Source organism: Gottfriedia solisilvae (assembly GCF_002128405.1).
Classification (GTDB): Bacteria; Bacillota; Bacilli; order Bacillales; family Bacillaceae_G; genus Gottfriedia; species Gottfriedia solisilvae.
Genome location: NZ_NETJ01000004.1, coordinates 186,477 through 203,534 on the forward strand (window position 1 = coordinate 186,477; position 17,058 = coordinate 203,534).

The 17,058-nt window shown below is 33.8% G+C and carries 21 protein-coding genes; 7 read left to right on the plus strand and 14 right to left on the minus strand.

From position 1 onward, the window contains the following. Nucleotide 1: 1 nt before the first annotated feature. Nucleotides 2-511, minus strand: a complete 510-nt coding sequence (locus tag CAB05_RS14180; protein ID WP_088000859.1) for a P-loop NTPase family protein — start codon at nt 509-511, stop codon at nt 2-4. Between the two features lie 132 nt (nt 512-643). Between CAB05_RS14180 and CAB05_RS14185 the strand changes: the two genes are divergently transcribed. After that, entirely contained in the window at nt 644-1,297 is a 654-nt protein-coding gene (locus CAB05_RS14185; protein WP_088000861.1) for a glycosyltransferase, read from the plus strand. Between the two features lie 70 nt (nt 1,298-1,367). On the opposite strand, the gene CAB05_RS14190 is transcribed toward CAB05_RS14185, so the two are convergent. Further along, nucleotides 1,368-2,153, minus strand: coding sequence for an EcsC family protein (locus tag CAB05_RS14190; RefSeq protein ID WP_088000862.1), 786 nt, complete (start codon nt 2,151-2,153; stop codon nt 1,368-1,370). A gap of 470 nt (nt 2,154-2,623) precedes the next feature. Between CAB05_RS14190 and CAB05_RS14195 the strand changes: the two genes are divergently transcribed. Beyond that, nucleotides 2,624-3,373: a TerC family protein gene (locus CAB05_RS14195; RefSeq protein ID WP_088000864.1), complete on the plus strand. Its 750-nt coding sequence runs from the start codon at nt 2,624-2,626 to the stop codon at nt 3,371-3,373. A gap of 116 nt (nt 3,374-3,489) precedes the next feature. On the opposite strand, the gene CAB05_RS14200 is transcribed toward CAB05_RS14195, so the two are convergent. The 3 genes from CAB05_RS14200 to CAB05_RS14210 form a co-directional block, all read right to left on the minus strand. Continuing rightward, nucleotides 3,490-3,840, minus strand: coding sequence for a VOC family protein (locus CAB05_RS14200; protein ID WP_174567291.1), 351 nt, complete (start codon nt 3,838-3,840; stop codon nt 3,490-3,492). A 107-nt stretch (nt 3,841-3,947) separates the two neighbouring features. Next, complete coding sequence (locus CAB05_RS14205) at nt 3,948-4,379, minus strand: YkvA family protein (protein WP_235821501.1); 432 nt, start codon at nt 4,377-4,379, stop codon at nt 3,948-3,950. Between the two features lie 149 nt (nt 4,380-4,528). Beyond that, entirely contained in the window at nt 4,529-4,894 is a 366-nt protein-coding gene (locus CAB05_RS14210) for a hypothetical protein (protein ID WP_088000866.1), read from the minus strand. Nucleotides 4,895-5,173: 279 nt separating this feature from the next. On the opposite strand from CAB05_RS14210, the gene CAB05_RS14215 reads away from it, so the two are divergent. Together CAB05_RS14215 and CAB05_RS14220 are read left to right on the plus strand one after the other, a co-directional pair. Next, nucleotides 5,174-6,907, plus strand: a complete 1,734-nt coding sequence (locus CAB05_RS14215; RefSeq protein ID WP_088000868.1) for an ABC transporter ATP-binding protein — start codon at nt 5,174-5,176, stop codon at nt 6,905-6,907. Between the two features lie 266 nt (nt 6,908-7,173). Then, nucleotides 7,174-7,791: an RraA family protein gene (locus tag CAB05_RS14220; protein WP_088000870.1), complete on the plus strand. Its 618-nt coding sequence runs from the start codon at nt 7,174-7,176 to the stop codon at nt 7,789-7,791. Nucleotides 7,792-7,951: 160 nt separating this feature from the next. On the opposite strand, the gene CAB05_RS14225 is transcribed toward CAB05_RS14220, so the two are convergent. From CAB05_RS14225 to CAB05_RS14250, 6 genes are all read right to left on the minus strand, one after another. Beyond that, nucleotides 7,952-8,614, minus strand: a complete 663-nt coding sequence (locus CAB05_RS14225; protein ID WP_088000872.1) for an amino acid ABC transporter permease — start codon at nt 8,612-8,614, stop codon at nt 7,952-7,954. A gap of 12 nt (nt 8,615-8,626) precedes the next feature. Beyond that, nucleotides 8,627-9,265 (minus strand): amino acid ABC transporter permease, encoded by a 639-nt coding sequence (locus CAB05_RS14230; protein WP_088000874.1) that lies wholly within the window; start codon nt 9,263-9,265, stop codon nt 8,627-8,629. An 88-nt stretch (nt 9,266-9,353) separates the two neighbouring features. After that, complete coding sequence (locus tag CAB05_RS14235) at nt 9,354-10,160, minus strand: transporter substrate-binding domain-containing protein (protein ID WP_088000876.1); 807 nt, start codon at nt 10,158-10,160, stop codon at nt 9,354-9,356. 16 nt (nt 10,161-10,176) lie between these two features. Next, the gene (locus CAB05_RS14240; RefSeq protein ID WP_088000878.1) at nt 10,177-10,905 is read right to left on the minus strand and encodes an amino acid ABC transporter ATP-binding protein; all 729 of its coding nucleotides are present in this window, start codon (nt 10,903-10,905) and stop codon (nt 10,177-10,179) included. Nucleotides 10,906-11,136: 231 nt separating this feature from the next. Then, nucleotides 11,137-12,009, minus strand: coding sequence for an RNA polymerase sigma factor SigJ (gene sigJ / locus CAB05_RS14245; RefSeq protein ID WP_235821503.1), 873 nt, complete (start codon nt 12,007-12,009; stop codon nt 11,137-11,139). A 20-nt stretch (nt 12,010-12,029) separates the two neighbouring features. Next, on the minus strand, nt 12,030-13,328 hold the full coding sequence (locus CAB05_RS14250; protein WP_088000881.1) for a phytoene desaturase family protein: 1,299 nt from the start codon (nt 13,326-13,328) through the stop codon (nt 12,030-12,032). Between the two features lie 175 nt (nt 13,329-13,503). Between CAB05_RS14250 and CAB05_RS14255 the strand changes: the two genes are divergently transcribed. The 3 genes from CAB05_RS14255 to CAB05_RS14265 are packed head-to-tail and all read left to right on the plus strand — an operon-like array spanning nt 13,504 to nt 14,877. After that, the gene (locus tag CAB05_RS14255) at nt 13,504-13,830 is read left to right on the plus strand and encodes a PadR family transcriptional regulator (protein WP_088000883.1); all 327 of its coding nucleotides are present in this window, start codon (nt 13,504-13,506) and stop codon (nt 13,828-13,830) included. Continuing rightward, nucleotides 13,830-14,234: a permease prefix domain 1-containing protein gene (locus CAB05_RS14260; protein WP_088000885.1), complete on the plus strand. Its 405-nt coding sequence runs from the start codon at nt 13,830-13,832 to the stop codon at nt 14,232-14,234. Before CAB05_RS14255 ends, CAB05_RS14260 begins: the two co-directional genes overlap by 1 nt. Before the next feature lie 10 nt (nt 14,235-14,244). Continuing rightward, on the plus strand, nt 14,245-14,877 hold the full coding sequence (locus tag CAB05_RS14265) for a hypothetical protein (RefSeq protein WP_088000887.1): 633 nt from the start codon (nt 14,245-14,247) through the stop codon (nt 14,875-14,877). A 271-nt stretch (nt 14,878-15,148) separates the two neighbouring features. Here CAB05_RS14265 and CAB05_RS14270 read toward each other — a convergent pair whose 3' ends face one another. The 3 genes from CAB05_RS14270 to CAB05_RS14280 form a co-directional block, all read right to left on the minus strand. Continuing rightward, nucleotides 15,149-15,787 carry an NAD(P)-dependent oxidoreductase gene (locus CAB05_RS14270; RefSeq protein WP_088000889.1) on the minus strand — a complete coding sequence of 213 codons (639 nt, stop codon included), beginning with the start codon at nt 15,785-15,787 and terminating at the stop codon, nt 15,149-15,151. Nucleotides 15,788-15,925: 138 nt separating this feature from the next. Continuing rightward, complete coding sequence (locus CAB05_RS14275; RefSeq protein ID WP_088000892.1) at nt 15,926-16,354, minus strand: Rrf2 family transcriptional regulator; 429 nt, start codon at nt 16,352-16,354, stop codon at nt 15,926-15,928. A gap of 97 nt (nt 16,355-16,451) precedes the next feature. Then, on the minus strand, nt 16,452-17,051 hold the full coding sequence (locus tag CAB05_RS14280) for a LysE family translocator (protein WP_088000894.1): 600 nt from the start codon (nt 17,049-17,051) through the stop codon (nt 16,452-16,454). Between the last annotated feature and the right edge of the window lie 7 nt (nt 17,052-17,058).

The window sequence follows — 17,058 nt, forward strand, 5'->3', positions numbered from 1 at the left end:
ACTAATGTAATAATTTATCTATATCTTTATTGTCCTTAAGTAGGTACACCTTATGGTTGTACTGCTTAAGCATATTTAATATATCTGGTTTATATAGCAATTCAAAATTATGATTCCACTTATACATTTTCCTTAACATCTTCAATGTCGGCTTATAGTTCGCTTTCTCTATATTTAATCTTTGTAAGATAAATCTTTTGAGAATTCTATACTTCCTTTTCTTCTTTGAAACATCTAAAAGCAAAATCATGTCTGCAAGTTCGAAGCTCTTTTTAACCCATTCATAATGGACCCCTTCAACAATCCAATAATCTTGACCAATGATATTCTGAAAAATAGCATCTCGATCGTCCATACTATTTCTTATATCTCCATTACTAGTTCTTTTCCAAACTATGTTATCCAATTCGTAATAAGGAATAGATAAAATATTTGATATATTTTTTGCTAAAGTTGTTTTTCCACTACCTACTGAGCCAATTATATGAATTCTTTTCGGCTTATTTTTCATGCATGTTACTCCCAATAAGTTGCATTAGATTATTTTGAAAATTTATATAATTTTAATTATGAATGAAATTACTAAAAAAATCCAAAATAATATTTGAGCTTTATAGAAATTTATTAAAAAGGAGATAACAAAGTGAAAAAACAATTCCTTAAAATGGCAGCAATGTTTCTATGTTTAAGTTTAATAATAGTACCTTTAAAATCATACGCAGAAACTGATTCTCGAGTGCAATCAAAATGTATGAGTAAGTCAGCCGTCCAACTTAAAGACGATATGCGAAAACTTTGGACGGATCATGTTATTTGGACTAGTAACTACATCACTAGTGCTGTTTCCGAAGCACCGGATCAAGAAAAAGTATTAGCAAGATTATTACAAAACCAAAAAGATATCGGCAATGCAATTAAAACTTACTACGGTGTTGCTGCTGGCGATCAACTTGCAAAGTTATTAACTGACCATATTCTAATAGCTGGTAAAATAGTTGAAGCTGGAAAGAAAAATGATATGAATACATTAAATAGCTTAAATGCTGAATGGTTTAAAAATGCAGACGAAATTGCTAATTTTTTAAGCAAAGCAAATCCGCATTGGAACAATAAAGAATTAAAAGATCTGTTGTATACCCATTTAAAAATGGTTACTGAAGAATTAATTACAAGACTGAAAATGGATTGGGAAGGAAATGTAAGAGCCTTCGACCATGGCTTGAATCACATTTACAAATTGTCTGATGTACTTTCTGAAGGCATAATCAAGCAATTTCCGACTAAGTTCAAAAACTAAACAAACGTTTGATTAAAGACTGTGTAAACAAAAAGATGAACCCATTTTTCGGATTCATCTTTTTTGGTCTTTATAGACTTTTCATTCTCTCCATTACTTTTCTCTTTTTATATAACATTCTTCCTACTTCACCAACATCTTCTATTGCCTGTTTATTTACATATGCACCGAATACTAATCCCGCAATTGGAACCATTTGAAATAACTTCTTCCATCCCATATTATCTCGATAAGTAAAAAACACTTCTCTCCACCCTTCAATTTGAGAAAAAGCCTTTTTCCCTTCGACATTTGTTAATTCCTCTAATATCGCTTTCTTACCTACAATATCAGAGGAAGTAAATTGAAGACATTTAATGATGAAAATTCTTTCTTCCTGATCATTCGGATCATATCCATATGAAATTGCAATTTCTTGAAGTGTTTTTAATGTAAGCCCTAATAAAATAGGAACATCGATTGCAAGTGTGAAGATTCCACCAAAACCAGTTGTAGCACCTTGTACTTTTGCAAATTGTTTCCGACTCATAACAAATGCACTTGCAGCTTTGTCCATTTGTTCAATTGATAACTGATTCACATTTTCTAATTCCGTTAACTCTTCGACGGAAAGTTCTTTACTCATTTTAGCAAGTGTAGACGGAACGCTAACTAAATACTGCCCACCAGCATTTACATATTTTGAAAGTTCATCTAAAATACTACCGATTTTATCGTGAATAAATTTTGGTGTGATCTTATCTAAAATCATAAATGGAATTCTGCCTATTTTCTCCCAAAAAAATAAGTTCTTTTGATCTTTTTCCCACTTTTCAATTTCTTTTAGTTGCGCTAATAAATACTCTTTATTTTCCATAAAATCTCCTATCATTCCGACTAATATAGTATCACTATAAAGCTTTGTTCAATATAAAGTAAATGATCCAGAGGCTATTTCATTTTTTTGAAAGGCTGTTTTTGTATACATTGTTGCTATATAAGAATGCTTTAGTTGATTAGTATCAAAAAAAACTACAATCTTTTAGTAAAGAGTTTTTGAAAAAGACTTATTCAAATTCAATTATAGAATAATAATTAATTCGAATTGAATATAATTTATAATAGGAGTTTTTTAAAATTAGACGAACACCACAAATTCTCACAAACAAAATAGCACCCCCGAGTGGAATCTTGATTTCAGAGCCCTCGAATTTCAATAAATAAAAATTGTTTACCTTCAGAAATCTAAAGTTGGATAAGTAAAGATTTATTAAGGAATTATATTGGGGAGGAGTTTAAAATAATTTTTACATTTAAATAAAAAGATCTATTAGTTAGGAGGAATATATGGAACTGTCTTTATTATTAGAGTATGGATGGGTTTTACTAATTTTGATTCTGTTAGAAGGATTGTTATCTGCAGATAATGCCTTAGTTTTAGCAGTAATGGCTAAGCATCTACCAGAGGATCAACAAAAAAAGGCTATTAATATTGGGTTACTTTTAGCGTTTATCTTTAGAATCGGTGCTATATTTATTATTTCATTTCTTTTTCATGTTTGGCAGGTTCAAGCGATCGGCGCTGCATATTTAATCTTTATTGCTTTAAAACATTTATTCAAAAAACATGATGATGGAAAAGATCAAAAAGGAAAAAGCTATCGAATGACCATCGCTCAAATATCATTAGCAGATATCGCATTCGCGATCGATTCTATTTTAGCAGCAGTTGCACTAGTTATTGATTTACCAGATACAAAAATGGGTGAAATTGGTGGTATGGATGGAGCAAAATTTATCGTCATTATCATTGGTGCCATTGCAGGCTTAATTGTTATTCGATTTGCTGCCGGATTCTTTGTTAAGATATTAACGAAACGACCTAAACTTGAAACAGCCGCTATGTTATTGGTTGGTTGGGTTGGGGTTAAATTAGTCATGCATACACTAGCGCACCCTACAGTACACATACTGTCTCACGATTTTGTTGAAGGACCAATATGGAATACAATTTTTTGGTCAGTAATGCTTCTGATTGCTTTAGGTGGTTGGTTTTTATCTAAGGAAAATACAAATCAAACGAATGAAAATAAATGATCATAAAACGAAAACGCTTGGATACATGTCTACATCCAAGCGTTTATTATTTTTTCTCTTTAATAGTGCATATATTTGATTAAGTTAACATGTTCAAGGTACGCTTTATTAAAAGCTTAACATTTACAAACCATTAAATGATTTCCATCAGGATCTTTAAAATTAAAATAATGATCATGTTTTATATCTGTTGTTAGGAGTACATTCATACTTTTCATATACTCAAATGCATTTTCAATATTGTCTGTATTAAAGTGAAAAAGTGGTGTCTTTATCACGTTTTCCTCTGAAAAAATCTTGCTGTCTAATACAATACCTGTCCCATTCATTGGAAGGATATATAAATGACCATACAATATCTCCCCATCTCTAGGTAATCCTAGTATTTCACAATACCAATGACTTGCTTCCTCAATATTTTTGACAGGAATAAAAATGGTTCCCACCTGATTAAATATAGGTTTCATGATATCCTCCCAATACATTTTTTATAAAATTTTCATTTCTATAATTGACTATTATTTTCCTCTAATTTTAATTTGAATTGCCTGATTTTCTTATCACAATAAATGTACTAGATAAATATATGATAAATTTTAAAAATACCCCAAGCGAAAAGTAAAATCCAGATAAATACGATGACTGCACCGACAAACCAATTCTTCGGCTTACCTTTCTTCATCATTTCGGCTGCCTTCGCCTCACATTCCACTATTACATTCTTTGGTATCATCTTTAATGCAAGTATGATTCCTATCGGAATTAGAATGACATCGTCTAAGTAACCAAGAATGGGGATAAAATCCGGAATTAAGTCGATTGGACTAAATGCATACGCAACAACACAAGCCGTAAAAACCTTCGCATACATTGGTACCCTTTCATCTTTACATGCAAAATAAAGAACATATATTTGCTGCTTTATTTTCTTAGCCCATTTCTTCATTTTATTAAACATTTCATTCTCCCTTGGCAACTTAAAATTTTCATATTGATCATTATTCATTTAATTTACCTCTTATAGTATATTGTTCGAGGTTTAATGCGCTTTACCTCTACTTTTTATACGATAACCATACCATCTTTGCATAGAAAAGATACTTTAGAGTGTAAAAAAACAAACCCTGTTATCGGATCAGATACAGGGTTTGTTTTTTATTCTTCTTCAATTTGTTCAAAAGGGAATTCTTGCATCGAATAAATATCTCCGTTAGCTTGGTCAATCCGAATAATCCATTCAGTTGGCACATCTATTCGTTTGGCAATATTTGCCCAAAAGTTCACTGACTTATATTCAAATTCATAAAAATCGTCTAATAGTTCTTTGTAAGAGTTAATTGTTACATTCATTTCCATCAGTCGCATAAAAGAATAATGCTTCGCTTCGAGCTTAATTGATTTTTCAATTTCATCTTCGGTAGCTTTTCCTAATATCGTACCTATTGGCGGTAAAAATTCAAAAATATTAGGTGGATATTCTTCTTCTGATTCAACCTCAGTATTTTTATCTTTAAAAAACATACGAATACGCTCCTTTTTTCAGGTTCTACTTCATTTTCTGTAAGGCGCAGACATATTATTCGTCTACCGTAAAATACAGTCCTTACATTGACTGATTTACAGTTCTCTCTTTTTGGTAATGTGTATAAAATAAAAGTAATAATGAAAAAGGAGGAAAAAACATGAGAAACTTCGTGAAACAAACTGTACAAACATATAAGGGTGGAACACTTTCTTAAAATGTAAACGGTGTGCCCCCATATATGTGTTAATGTAAATAACACAATAAAGGGGTAATTTATGCATTTTCCAGTTAAAAAGTTTTTCTCATATTACAAACCGTACTTAAAGTTGTATCTTTCCATTTTAGTCTGTGCCTTTTTCGTATCCACAATAACTTTGGTATTTCCACTGCTCGTTCGATATATTACAAAAGATGTTTTGGAAGGCAACATGTCCAGTGCACTAAATGATGTTTACTGGATTGGAGGGTTGATGTTAGTCCTAGTGATAATTCAGAACCTAGGCAATTTCTTTGTGGACTACAAAGGTCATCTAGTCGGCGCACGTATGGAACGTGATATGCGTAGTGAGCTATTTTCACATATGCAAAAGCTTTCTTTTAGTTTTTACGATCAGGAAAAAACCGGCCAGCTCATGTCTCGAATAACGAATGATTTGTTACTTCTTTCTGAGTTGTACCATCATGGTCCAGAAGACTACATCAAATATCTCGTCCGCTTTATTGGGGCGTTTGCTATTTTGTTTTTTATTAACGCACCATTAACAATCGCAGTATTCTGCTTTTTACCTTTATTAGGTGCTTTTACATTGTATTTTAATAAGGTTTTGAATCAGGCATTAAGAAGAAACAAAGAACGAATTGGAGATATAAACTCACAGGTAGAAGATAGTCTATCTGGAATCCGAGTTGTAAAATCATTTGCAAATGAAAATGTAGAGATTGAAAAGTTTAATAGAGAGAATAATCGTTTCCTCGATAGTCGAAAAGAAACATACAAGGCAGAAGCCTACTTTTACAATGGCGTTGAAACATTGCTCCAACTAATTACCATTACGGTGATAATTTTCGGTAGTACCAAAATCGTCAATAACGAGATCGATTTAGCAGATTTGATTACTTTTTTAATGTATATCAACTTCATGATTGAACCAATTCAGCGACTTACGCATATGAGCACTCAATTTCAAGAAGGTGTTACCGGTTTCCAACGATTTATGGAAATCATGAATCTAAAACCTGTGATTGAAAACAGTCCAAATGCGATTATCTTTGATGAAGTGCAAGGGAAAATTGAGTTTAAGGATGTTTCTTTCCAGTATGATGAAAATCTGGATCATATCTTAGTCAATATTTCACTCCATGTTCAGCCTGGTGAATACGTTGCTTTAGTTGGGGCGTCTGGAGCAGGAAAAACAACATTATGCTCTCTCATTCCTCGTTTTTACGATGTGACTGATGGTGAATTACTTTTAGATGGTATCAATATTCGTGATATCGACCTACATTCATTAAGAAATGCAATCGGTATTGTTCAACAAGATGTTTATTTATTTGCAGGCACAGTGATTGAAAATATCCGATATGGAAATCCAACTGCTAGTGAAGAAGAAATCATAACTGCTGCAAAACATGCCTATGCACATGATTTTATTATGAGTTTACCAAATGGTTATCACACTGAGATTGGACAACGAGGCGTTAAACTTTCAGGAGGTCAAAAACAGCGATTAAGTATCGCTCGCGTATTCTTAAAAAATCCATCAATTCTCATTTTAGATGAGGCAACAAGTGCACTTGATAACGAGAGTGAGACCTTCATTAAGGAGTCACTAGAGTCGCTCGCGAAAGGGCGTACAACGATTGTTATTGCCCATCGACTTTCCACTATTCGTAATGCCGGACGGATTCTCGTTTTAACAGATGAAGGTATTACTGAACAAGGTACACACGATGAATTGTTAACAAATGGCGGGGTATATAAACAACTATATTCCAAGCAATTTGAATAACCAATATAAGCATAATATAAAAATTGGTCACTCTTTTTCGAAATGAGTGGCCAATTTTTTAATTAAACATTATTACAATCCCAAACTCTCTATACGTGCTCTATATAAATTCGTTGTTGCTATTATACGAACAAGTCATATAAATAAAGAGGTTGCTCAATAACCCAATAATATTTGTTTATGACATTCAATAACTTTTATGTATTACTCATCTAAACCATTAATTTATATAATTTTATCAAGAAACCTATATAAAGGAGAATCATATGACATCTATTATTCATCTATTTAATATCATACCAACAACCTGTATATCAGATGTAATGAATGGATTAAATAATATGCATCCAGCAATTAAACCTTTAAAGGAGGAGCATAAGTTTGTTGGAAGAGCTTTAACTGTTCAGATTCCAGTAGGTGATAATCTATCTGTATTAAGAGCAATTAGAGAAGCCAAGACTGATGATGTAATCGTGATCGATGCTAAAGGTGATCAATACCGAGCTATCGCAGGTGACTTTGTAGTTGGCATGGCTCAGACACTTGGCGTAAGCGCAATCGTTGTAGATGGAGTTATTCGTGATATCATTGGAATTAAAAAATTAAACTTTCCAGTATTCTCTAGAGGAACAACTGTAGCGGCTAGCGGAAAAGCTGGAGTTGGTGAAATCAATATTCCAATTTCTTGCGGTGGCACCTCGGTTAGTCCTGGGGATATCATAGTTGGTGATGCTGACGGTGTAGTGGTAATTCCTCAATCCGAAGCACAAAATATATTGGAGAAATCATTAGATAAATTGAGAAAAGACGAATTAAGAGAAGAAAATATATCTGGAAATATTGAAGCTATAAAGGCTTACTTAGATCATATGCTTTCTCAGTAAATGTAAAACATTTGGTTTTTTTAATCAAATGTACTGTTTATTAATAGCATAACTACTTTAAATGTTAGAAAGAATCGTACTTTGCATTAATATCCATAAAAGAACCCTATAAAGTAGACTTTTTAAGTGTCTACTCTATAGGGTTCTATTAGTTGGATTTTTATATCTGTTTTAATTCTAATCTTCTCGCGATCATTGACAAAGCATAGTTAACGATGAAATACATGAACGATACAATGACCAGTATTGGTACTACATATGAGCCTTTTTGTGCATATATAATTTGTCCATTATGCAATACATCAGGCAGCGCGATTACGACAGCTAGTGATGTATCTTTTAGCAAAGAGATAAATTGACTTACAAGAGGCGGTACCATTCTTCTTAAGGCTTGGGGCATTATGATATAGTGTAATGTCTGAATGTAATTTAGTCCTGAAGCACGTCCTGCTTCAATCTGTCCTTTTTCAATTGAGTTTAAGCCACTTCGAATGATTTCTGAAATCATAGCTGATTCAAAAACCGTCAATGCAGCAATAGCTGCTGCTGTTATTTCCATTTCGATTCCGATTTCAGGAAGTGCAAAATAAGTAAAGAAAATAATTAGTAATAAAGGAAGGTTACGAATCGTCTCGACAATTACGGCAAACAACTGAGAAACAACCGGAATTTTCGCATATCGAAGAGTACCTACAATACCGCCGATAATGAAACTAAGAACAATTGAAATCGCAGCAACCTTTAGAGTAACCCAAAATCCTTCTAGCAGAAATCTTAAATGGTCAGTTGTATATACTTCTATGAACGGCGCTAGAAAATCCATCTATGCACCTCCTTAATTACTTCTAGCCAAGCGTTTTTCTAAAAAGGCAACGCCTAAACTTAAAGGAATCGTTATAATTAAATAAAATAACCCAACTAAAATATAGGTATCAAAGGTTGCATAAGTCATAGCAGATATGAGATCTCCTTGATACATTAAATCTCCTCCTGCTACGACTGCTAATAATGAAGAATTCTTAACTAAATTGATAAATTGATTGCCAAGAGGCGGGGTGACGATTTTAATCGCCTGCGGTAGTATAACCATTCTCATTGCCTGTCCGTATGTCAACCCTGTTGAACGGGCAGCTTCCATTTGCCCTTTTGGAACAGACAAAATCCCCGCACGAATAGCCTCAGCAATAAATGCCGCTGTGTAGATGGTCAATCCTATTGTTCCTGCAGTCATACCTCCAAAGTTTCCAACTAAGAAAGTGAAAAACACGATAACCAGTACAGGTATGTTACGAATAAATTCTACATATGCCGTGCCAACCCAGTTAAGTAGCTTGAATGGAGCAATTCGCATTACAGCAATAAGTGTTCCTAGAATAAAGCTACATATTAAAGCAATTAAACTAGCAATGATAGTTATTTTTAAACCTTCCAAAAATAAATCCATATAATTCGTCAGTATCGAGAAATCAAGCAAACGATCTCCTCCTAATTAATCAGGATGAGCAGGTCCGAAGCTTGCATGGACCACTGCACATCCTGACGAGAATCCCGATAGTTATTAATTAGTTTTTAATCCACTTATCCTTTATTTCATCGTACTTTCCTGAATCCTTTAGACTTTTTAAAGCTTTATTTAACTCATCGACAAGCTCTTTATTGCCTTTTTTTACAGCAATTCCATAAGGCTCTTCAGTGAATGTTCCCCCTACCAATTCAAAAGAAGGATCTTCTTCTGCCATACCATATAGAATTGCGTCATCTGTCGTGAGTGCATCACCCTTTCCAGACTTTAAGGCTGTAAATGCTTCAGCATAATTTTCAAATTCAAGGACTGTTGTTTCAGGAGCCTTCTCACGAATATTGATTGCAGATGTCGAGCCTTTAACCGCAAGCACCTTCGTTCCTTTTTTTAAGTCTTCAATGCTTTTCACTTTGCTTCCTTTTTTCACAAGCAATGACTGTCCGGCATCAAAATAGACATCAGTAAAATCTACTTCCTTCTTACGTTCTTCATTAATTGTCATTGTTGCAACAACAGCATCAACCTTTCCATTATTCAAAAGGCCAACCCTCGTTTTAGAAGTAACCTCTATGTACTCAGGCTTAACATCATCGCCAAACATTTCCTCTGTTAATGCCTTTGAAAGGTCGATATCAAATCCTTCTACATCACCTGTTGAAGGATTTTTCAATCCAAACAAACGAGTATCATGTTTTACGCCAAACACAATTTTTTTATCTTCTTTGATTTGAGAAAATACATCCTTGCTGCTTCCTTTAGAGTCCTTGTCCCCGCCGCAACCAGCAAGAAAACTGGCCGCCATAATTGACACAAGCGCTATTTTCATGAAATTTTTTGTTTTAAACATTTCCTTTTCCCTCCAATTAATGATTTAATATACGGCTGAGAAATAAACGAGCCCGTTCTTCACGTGGATTCTCATAAAATTCAGCCGGAACTGCTTCCTCCAATATTCGCCCTTCATCAATAAACACAATACGGTCTGCAACCTCTCTTGCGAAACCCATTTCATGCGTTACTACGACCATTGTCATACCTTCTTTTGCCAGGGCTTTCATAACATCAAGGACCTCCCCGATCATTTCTGGATCAAGTGCAGAGGTTGGTTCGTCGAACAGCATAATATCTGGCTTCATGGCAAGTCCGCGGGCAATTGCTACACGCTGTTGTTGACCTCCAGAAAGTTGGGAAGGATAAGATTCAGCTTTATCTAATATACCTACCTTATTAAGGTAACGACTTGCAGTTTCCTTAGCTTCTTTTTCGGATTGGCCCAAAACTTTCATTGGAGCAAGTGTAATATTTTCAAGTACGGTTTTATGGGGATATAAATAAAAGTGCTGAAAAACCATTCCAATATTACGTCTAAGCTTATTAACATCTGCTTTTTTATCCCCTACTGAAATTCCATTTACGGTGAGAGTTCCTTCTGAGATTGATTCCAAATGATTAATACAGCGTAACAAAGTACTCTTCCCTGATCCGGACGGACCAATTATGACAACCACCTCACCTTTATTAATTGTTAGGTTGATATCTTTTAGGACTTGAAAAGCCCCGTAAAACTTATTCACTTGATTAAATACAATCATCCCTGACCTCCTAACAAAAAAACTATTAAACTTAGAAACTCCATTCTTGTAAATTTTGAGAACTAATTAAACTATATTCATATTGTGTCCAATACATTCGTCATAGTTTTGTCCATACTTTTCTCCAACAAAAAAAGCCGCTATAGCGGCTTATGGTTTTGAAAGACTAATGTATACCTTTATTAAATAGTAAGAAAATCATTATACAAGGAACCTTTTCATTTAAATTACTTACTTTATCCTTATTTTATCTGGGTTTCTAACTAGGTAAATTCTCTTATAGCAATCTCCTGCTTTTTCAAAGCAAATGATTGTAGGATCTTTGCCATCTACTAGTATTCCAATTTGACCATTTACCATGACTAGTTTGACTTCCGCAGAGTTAGCTTCCTTCTTCGCTACACCTGTTAAGAATGCAATAACATGATTCTTGTTGGATAAAGGACGCAAGGCTGCCTTAACTTTGCCACCACCATCAGAAATAAGAACAATATCGTCTGTTAATAGTGAGATCAAAACTTCTAAATTTCCAGTCCCAACGGCTTCGATAAAACGTTTTGCTAATAAGAAATCTTCTCTAATATTTGGTTTCGTATTTTGATGATCAGCTTGAATTTTTTCTTTAATTCTACTAAAGATTTTGCGGCAATTCATTTCTGTCTTGCTTAAAATATCTGCAATATTTTTGTAATCAAATTCAAAAACCTCTCGTAGAAGAAAAACTGCTCTTTCAACAGGAGTTAGTTGTTCAAGTAGAACTAATAGTGCATATGAAATCGTTTCATCTAAAATGACTTTTTCCGCTGGATCTTCATGTGTGCCTTCTAATTTTAATTGAAGAATTGGTTCAGGTAACCATGGTCCAACATATACTTCCCTTTTCTTTCTTGTAGATTTTAATAAGTCCAAGCATCTATTTGTCATAACTTTACATAAAAAAGCTTTTATATTATTCGGTTCTTCGTTTGAAGTTTTACTCAGTTGGTGAATGGCAACAAAAGTATCCTGTACTAAATCCTCAGAGTCCTCGACTGATCCCAACATATGATAACCAATTGAAAATAAAAGTGGTTTATATTCAGAATATAGTATATCTATATCCACGAAGTCTCTTCCCTTCTGTTCTATAAATGTTGAAATGCTAATTTCTTTTCTAGTAGTTTCGTAGCATTTTTAACACTACTTAGTGACGCACTCAAAAGTATTTCTTTATCTCCTACCCAATCTCCTGCAATATACAAGCCCTCTATCCCAATTTCATCTGCTTCTACTATATTTTCTCTTGGTTTTTTTATTGCATTGGAAACGACTATCTTCGGAAGAAAACGACGCGAGACAATATAATTTCTCCACCCAGGTTGGATTACATCTAGAAAACATTCTAGTTCATATTCATCATTTTGTGCTTCAGTTTCAATCATGGAATCTAAATACTTCATCACATGTACTACAATTTGACCAGGCTCATCTGAAAGCTTTGCTACTGTTGAATGATTTGAAAAATACCATGGATTTTCCACACCTAATGCTAAATTTGTTTTAGGATTTGGAAGACCAGACATGACAAGATCTAAACAAGCTGCACGAACCGGTATCATTTGATCTACTTTTTTACGAAAAGATTCCGATGCCTTCTCACCTACAAGTTTCATTAAGTCATGTGGATTAATTGTTGAAACTATACTACGTGATTTCATCATTTGCCCATCTTTTAACGAAATTGTTAATTCAGGATATTCACCTGAAATTTTACTAGCGACTGCTTTCTTTTGAATTGTGACCCCTACTTCTTTCGCCCTACTGATCAGATTATTAACAATTGTTTGCCAACCTTCATTCAAATACAATACACTTGTTCCTCTTAATTGACTAATTGCTACACGAGCACTGATTAGTTCAGGGTTATTTGAATATGTGGATAACCGAACAAATGTATAAATTAAGTCTTTCACCTTGTTACTTGATAGTGCAGTAGATAGATACTGCTTTAAACTTATTCCATTTAAAGGGTCTAACTCCATTTTACGTATATGACGATAAAAACGGATAAATTCCATTTTCTCTTTCCACTTCAAATGGCTACCAAGAAATAAATTCACTATATCTACTACGTTCATTTTTTCATTATCTTTTCCAAACACAAATGCTCCGCCGCTTAATTTAGGCGATTTACCTGTAATATTGACTCCAACCTCATTAAATACCTCAAGTGTATCTGTAAAAAGTGCATGTGGGCCTAAATTCACATGAGCTTTTCCTAAATTATTCGAGATGCCCCTTCCACCTAAATTACCTCCTTTTTCTAGCACCAATACTTTTTTCCCCTCTTGTGCTAACAAAATAGATGCTGTTAATCCAGCTATTCCGCCACCTAATATGACAACATCCCATTTTACGCCTGTAATATCTTCTGTCGAATACATATTTCTTCACCCTTTCCTCTTATCTCATTACTTAAGACGAATAGCGCAAGGAATTTGTGACAAAACAGAAATAAAAAGAATGACGAAATTTTTTCCTGAAATTACTTTGACAGATAGAGTAATCATTGTTAGTATTACTCTATCAGATAGAATAATATGTTTTAGAAGGTGAATTATGGTTAGAAGTGATATCATACGTGGTCATTTGGACTCAATTATATTGAGGCTTATTTTTGAGAAGGATCGATATGGTTACGAAATTTCTCAAGAAATCGGCTTACGTACAAATAATCGATTCCAAATTAAAGAAGCTACTCTTTACGCCGTTTTTCAACGCCTAGAGAAAAAAGAACTAGTCGAGCCTTATTTCGGTGACATTACTCACGGTGGAAAACGAAAGTATTACAAAATTACATCATTAGGTAAAGCATATTTAAATGAATTAGCAAAAGAATGGCAGGAAGTAAAAGAAATTATTGATTTATTTATGGAGGACTTGTGATGAAAAAAATCAAAAATCATATTGAAGAATTATTTAAAGAAATTCCTAGAACACAAGAATCGGAACTAGTAAAACAAGAAATTATTCAAAACTTAGAAGAAAAAGTAATCTATTTAATGGAAAATGGTAAGGAAGAAGAAGATGCAATAAATAAAGCAATTGTTGAATTCGGAGATATAGATGAACTAAAAAAAGAGCTAGGGGTTAAGAATCCCGATCAAAAAAAGAGTAAATTAGCAAAACTAAACTTAGCTTATTCACTTTGTGGTAGTGGACTTTTAATTGCACTTTTCCTATTTATTAATTTTTACTATACACCAAATACGATATGGTTTGTTTATCCCACATTTGGTCTACTTTGGTGGCCACTTTCAATGTACTTTTATTGGCAACGAAATAAGTGAGGTGTAAATGATGAAAAATTATGTTGGATTCGCCACTGCTGGTTGTATAATGAGTATGATATTTTTTATGATCGTAAATTATATTACCTCGCCTAATACACTTTGGTTTATATATCCTTGTTTTTTCCTGTTATTATGGCCTATTAGTTTATATTTTGTATTTAAAAAATCCGCAAAACAGCTTTCATTATTTTGTAGTTTAGTACTAATTGCATTCCTTATTACTGAAAACTTAATTCATTCACCAGATTATTTATGGTTTTTCTATGCAGCTTATCCAATTATTTGGTGGCCTATATTAATGCACCTTGGAGCAAAATCAGGTTCATTACGTGTTGCAATCGTCGGTAGCTTAACAACTATAATCTACTATTCTAGTTTTAATTTTTTCGGTTCCCCAGATTACCCTTGGGCAATCTATCCTGCATTTGCTGTCATTTGGTGGCCATTAGCACTTTACCATGCAAAACGAAGAAGCTTTGTGTTCTTTTCATTCACTGCAAGTTTATTAATCAGCGTATTCTTTATTACCGTTAATATCGTATCCTCTCCAGATACAGTATGGGCTGTTTACCCAATCTTCGCAGTGATTTGGTGGCCATTAAGTATGTATTTTTATGTTTACAAAAAGAAAAGTATCTAATTGAAATTAAGAGGCTCTTTTCTAAAAGATTGTTGCTTTTTGGATATAAAACGACTATTACAAAAGTTGATTACAACGGAAGGTGCGAGACTCCTGTGGGAATAGCGGGAAGGCAGAGACCCCGGAGGCTTGCCGAGGAGGCTCAGCTCTCGCCCCACGGAAAGGGAGCAACCTGGAGTGGTAATCAACTAACGCATTCTTAAATAGCAACAATGTAAACGAAAACAGCCAATTAAAAAGAGATTCTTCAATAGAAGAACCTCTTTTTTCATTATTCAGCTTCTGAAACAAGTGTAAATCGTTGGTTAATATGTTTTGGTTTTTCGATTTCGTCTAATACTGCAATCGCATAATCTGCATAGCTAACATAACTATTACCTTTTGCATTTACAATAAAATTGTCTTTTCCTAATTGATAAGTGCCTGTTCTTTTCCCAGTTGGATCGAAATGTGCTGCTGGACTAATAAATGTCCAATTAATACTCGATTTCTGTAAGTCCTCAAGATTTTTTGTTTGGTTGGATGCAGTTGCAAAATACTCTTTAGGGAATTCAGGCGTATCAATTAAACGAGTTGTTTTTTGTTCATCTATATATAAACTTCCTGCCCCACCTACAACGATTAATCTTGTTTCATTTGTACCTTTGATTCCTTCAATTAAAACATTCCCTGCTTCCACATGAAGATGCTCTTGGCCAACTGGTGCACCATAAGCATTTACTATAACGTCAAATTGATTAAGATCGTTTGCATGTAAGTCAAAAATCTCTTTTTCTAAAACTGAATCAATTTGACCGGCTAATTTAGAAGCATTTCTTACAATCGCTGTTACCGAATGCCCTCTTTCAATGGCTTCCTTTACTATTAGATTCCCTGCTTTACCTGTAGCTCCAATAATTCCAATTTTCATCTTAATTTCCTCCTAAAGTATGTTGTTTAAAAATATTTTTATGTTGTAACCACTTTAGTTACAACGTTATCAAAAAAATAAAACAATCCGTAGTTGTAACTAATAAGGTTACAACTGCTTCAAAAAAAATTGAACTGTTTATCCAATTTTTTTAGTTAATACTGTCACTAATTCTTCCATCGTGACCTCATCCAAAATACGTTCCATAGCTTCTTGAGCTCGGTTTAAAATCAATTCAAGTACTGCTTGAATATTAGCCCCAACAGGACAATTTGGATTTGGATTTTCATGAAATTGAAAAAGTTCTCCCTCTTCCACTACTTCTACTGCATGGTATACATCTAGAAGAGAAATGTCTTTTAAAGGCCTTAGAAGTGAAGCCCCTCCTGTTCCTCGACGAACTTGAATTAAGCCAGCATTTTTAAGTTTTCCCATCACTCTTCTGATTACGACTGGATTCGTATTGACACTTTCTGCAATCCACTCAGAAGTGCAAAGTGCACTATTCTCGATCGTAACTAAGGATAAAATATGAACAGCGACGGTAAAACGACTACTGATCTTCATAGGATTCAACCTCCCGATGTAATCATTATAGTTACATCAAATATAAATGTCAATTCCATATTATATAAGTTGTATAAAGGAGCACTAGGCTCCTTTATCATGTTTCTATAAAGGCTAAGATACCTAAAATTATTATAAGTAGTCCGGCTATTTTGTTGACCCTACTTAAATGAGGTCGAATTTTATTCCTAAATAAGCTTACAACATAGCTTAAAATGATCCACCAAGAAATAGCTCCTAAAAATACGCCACTAATTAAAGTTACTGCGACTAAACTAGAGGTGGAGTCTTGTTCAAAACCTAAACCAGCAAACATCGCGACAAAGTTTAATATGGTCACTGGATTCGTAATCATTAAGACAAACGTTGAAAGAAACATTGCAAATATACTCTCACCTTCTAAATTCGCTGCAGTATTAGAAGGTTTTTTAATAAATGTTTTAATCCCTAAGTAGAATAAAAATACGCCACCAATCACCCTGAATACCAATTGTTGTTCAACTAAAAAAGAAGAAACAACTGAAAATCCAAACGCGGCGATGCTTGCATAAATTAAATTAGCAGTTGCAGCACCAAAACCTGTCACAAAACCTGCCGTTCTTCCTCTAGTCAGGATTCTTTGTATACACAATAAACCAATTGGGCCAACAGGAGCAGAAACTGAAAAACCCAAAATAAAGCTCTTTAATAATAGCATTGAAACG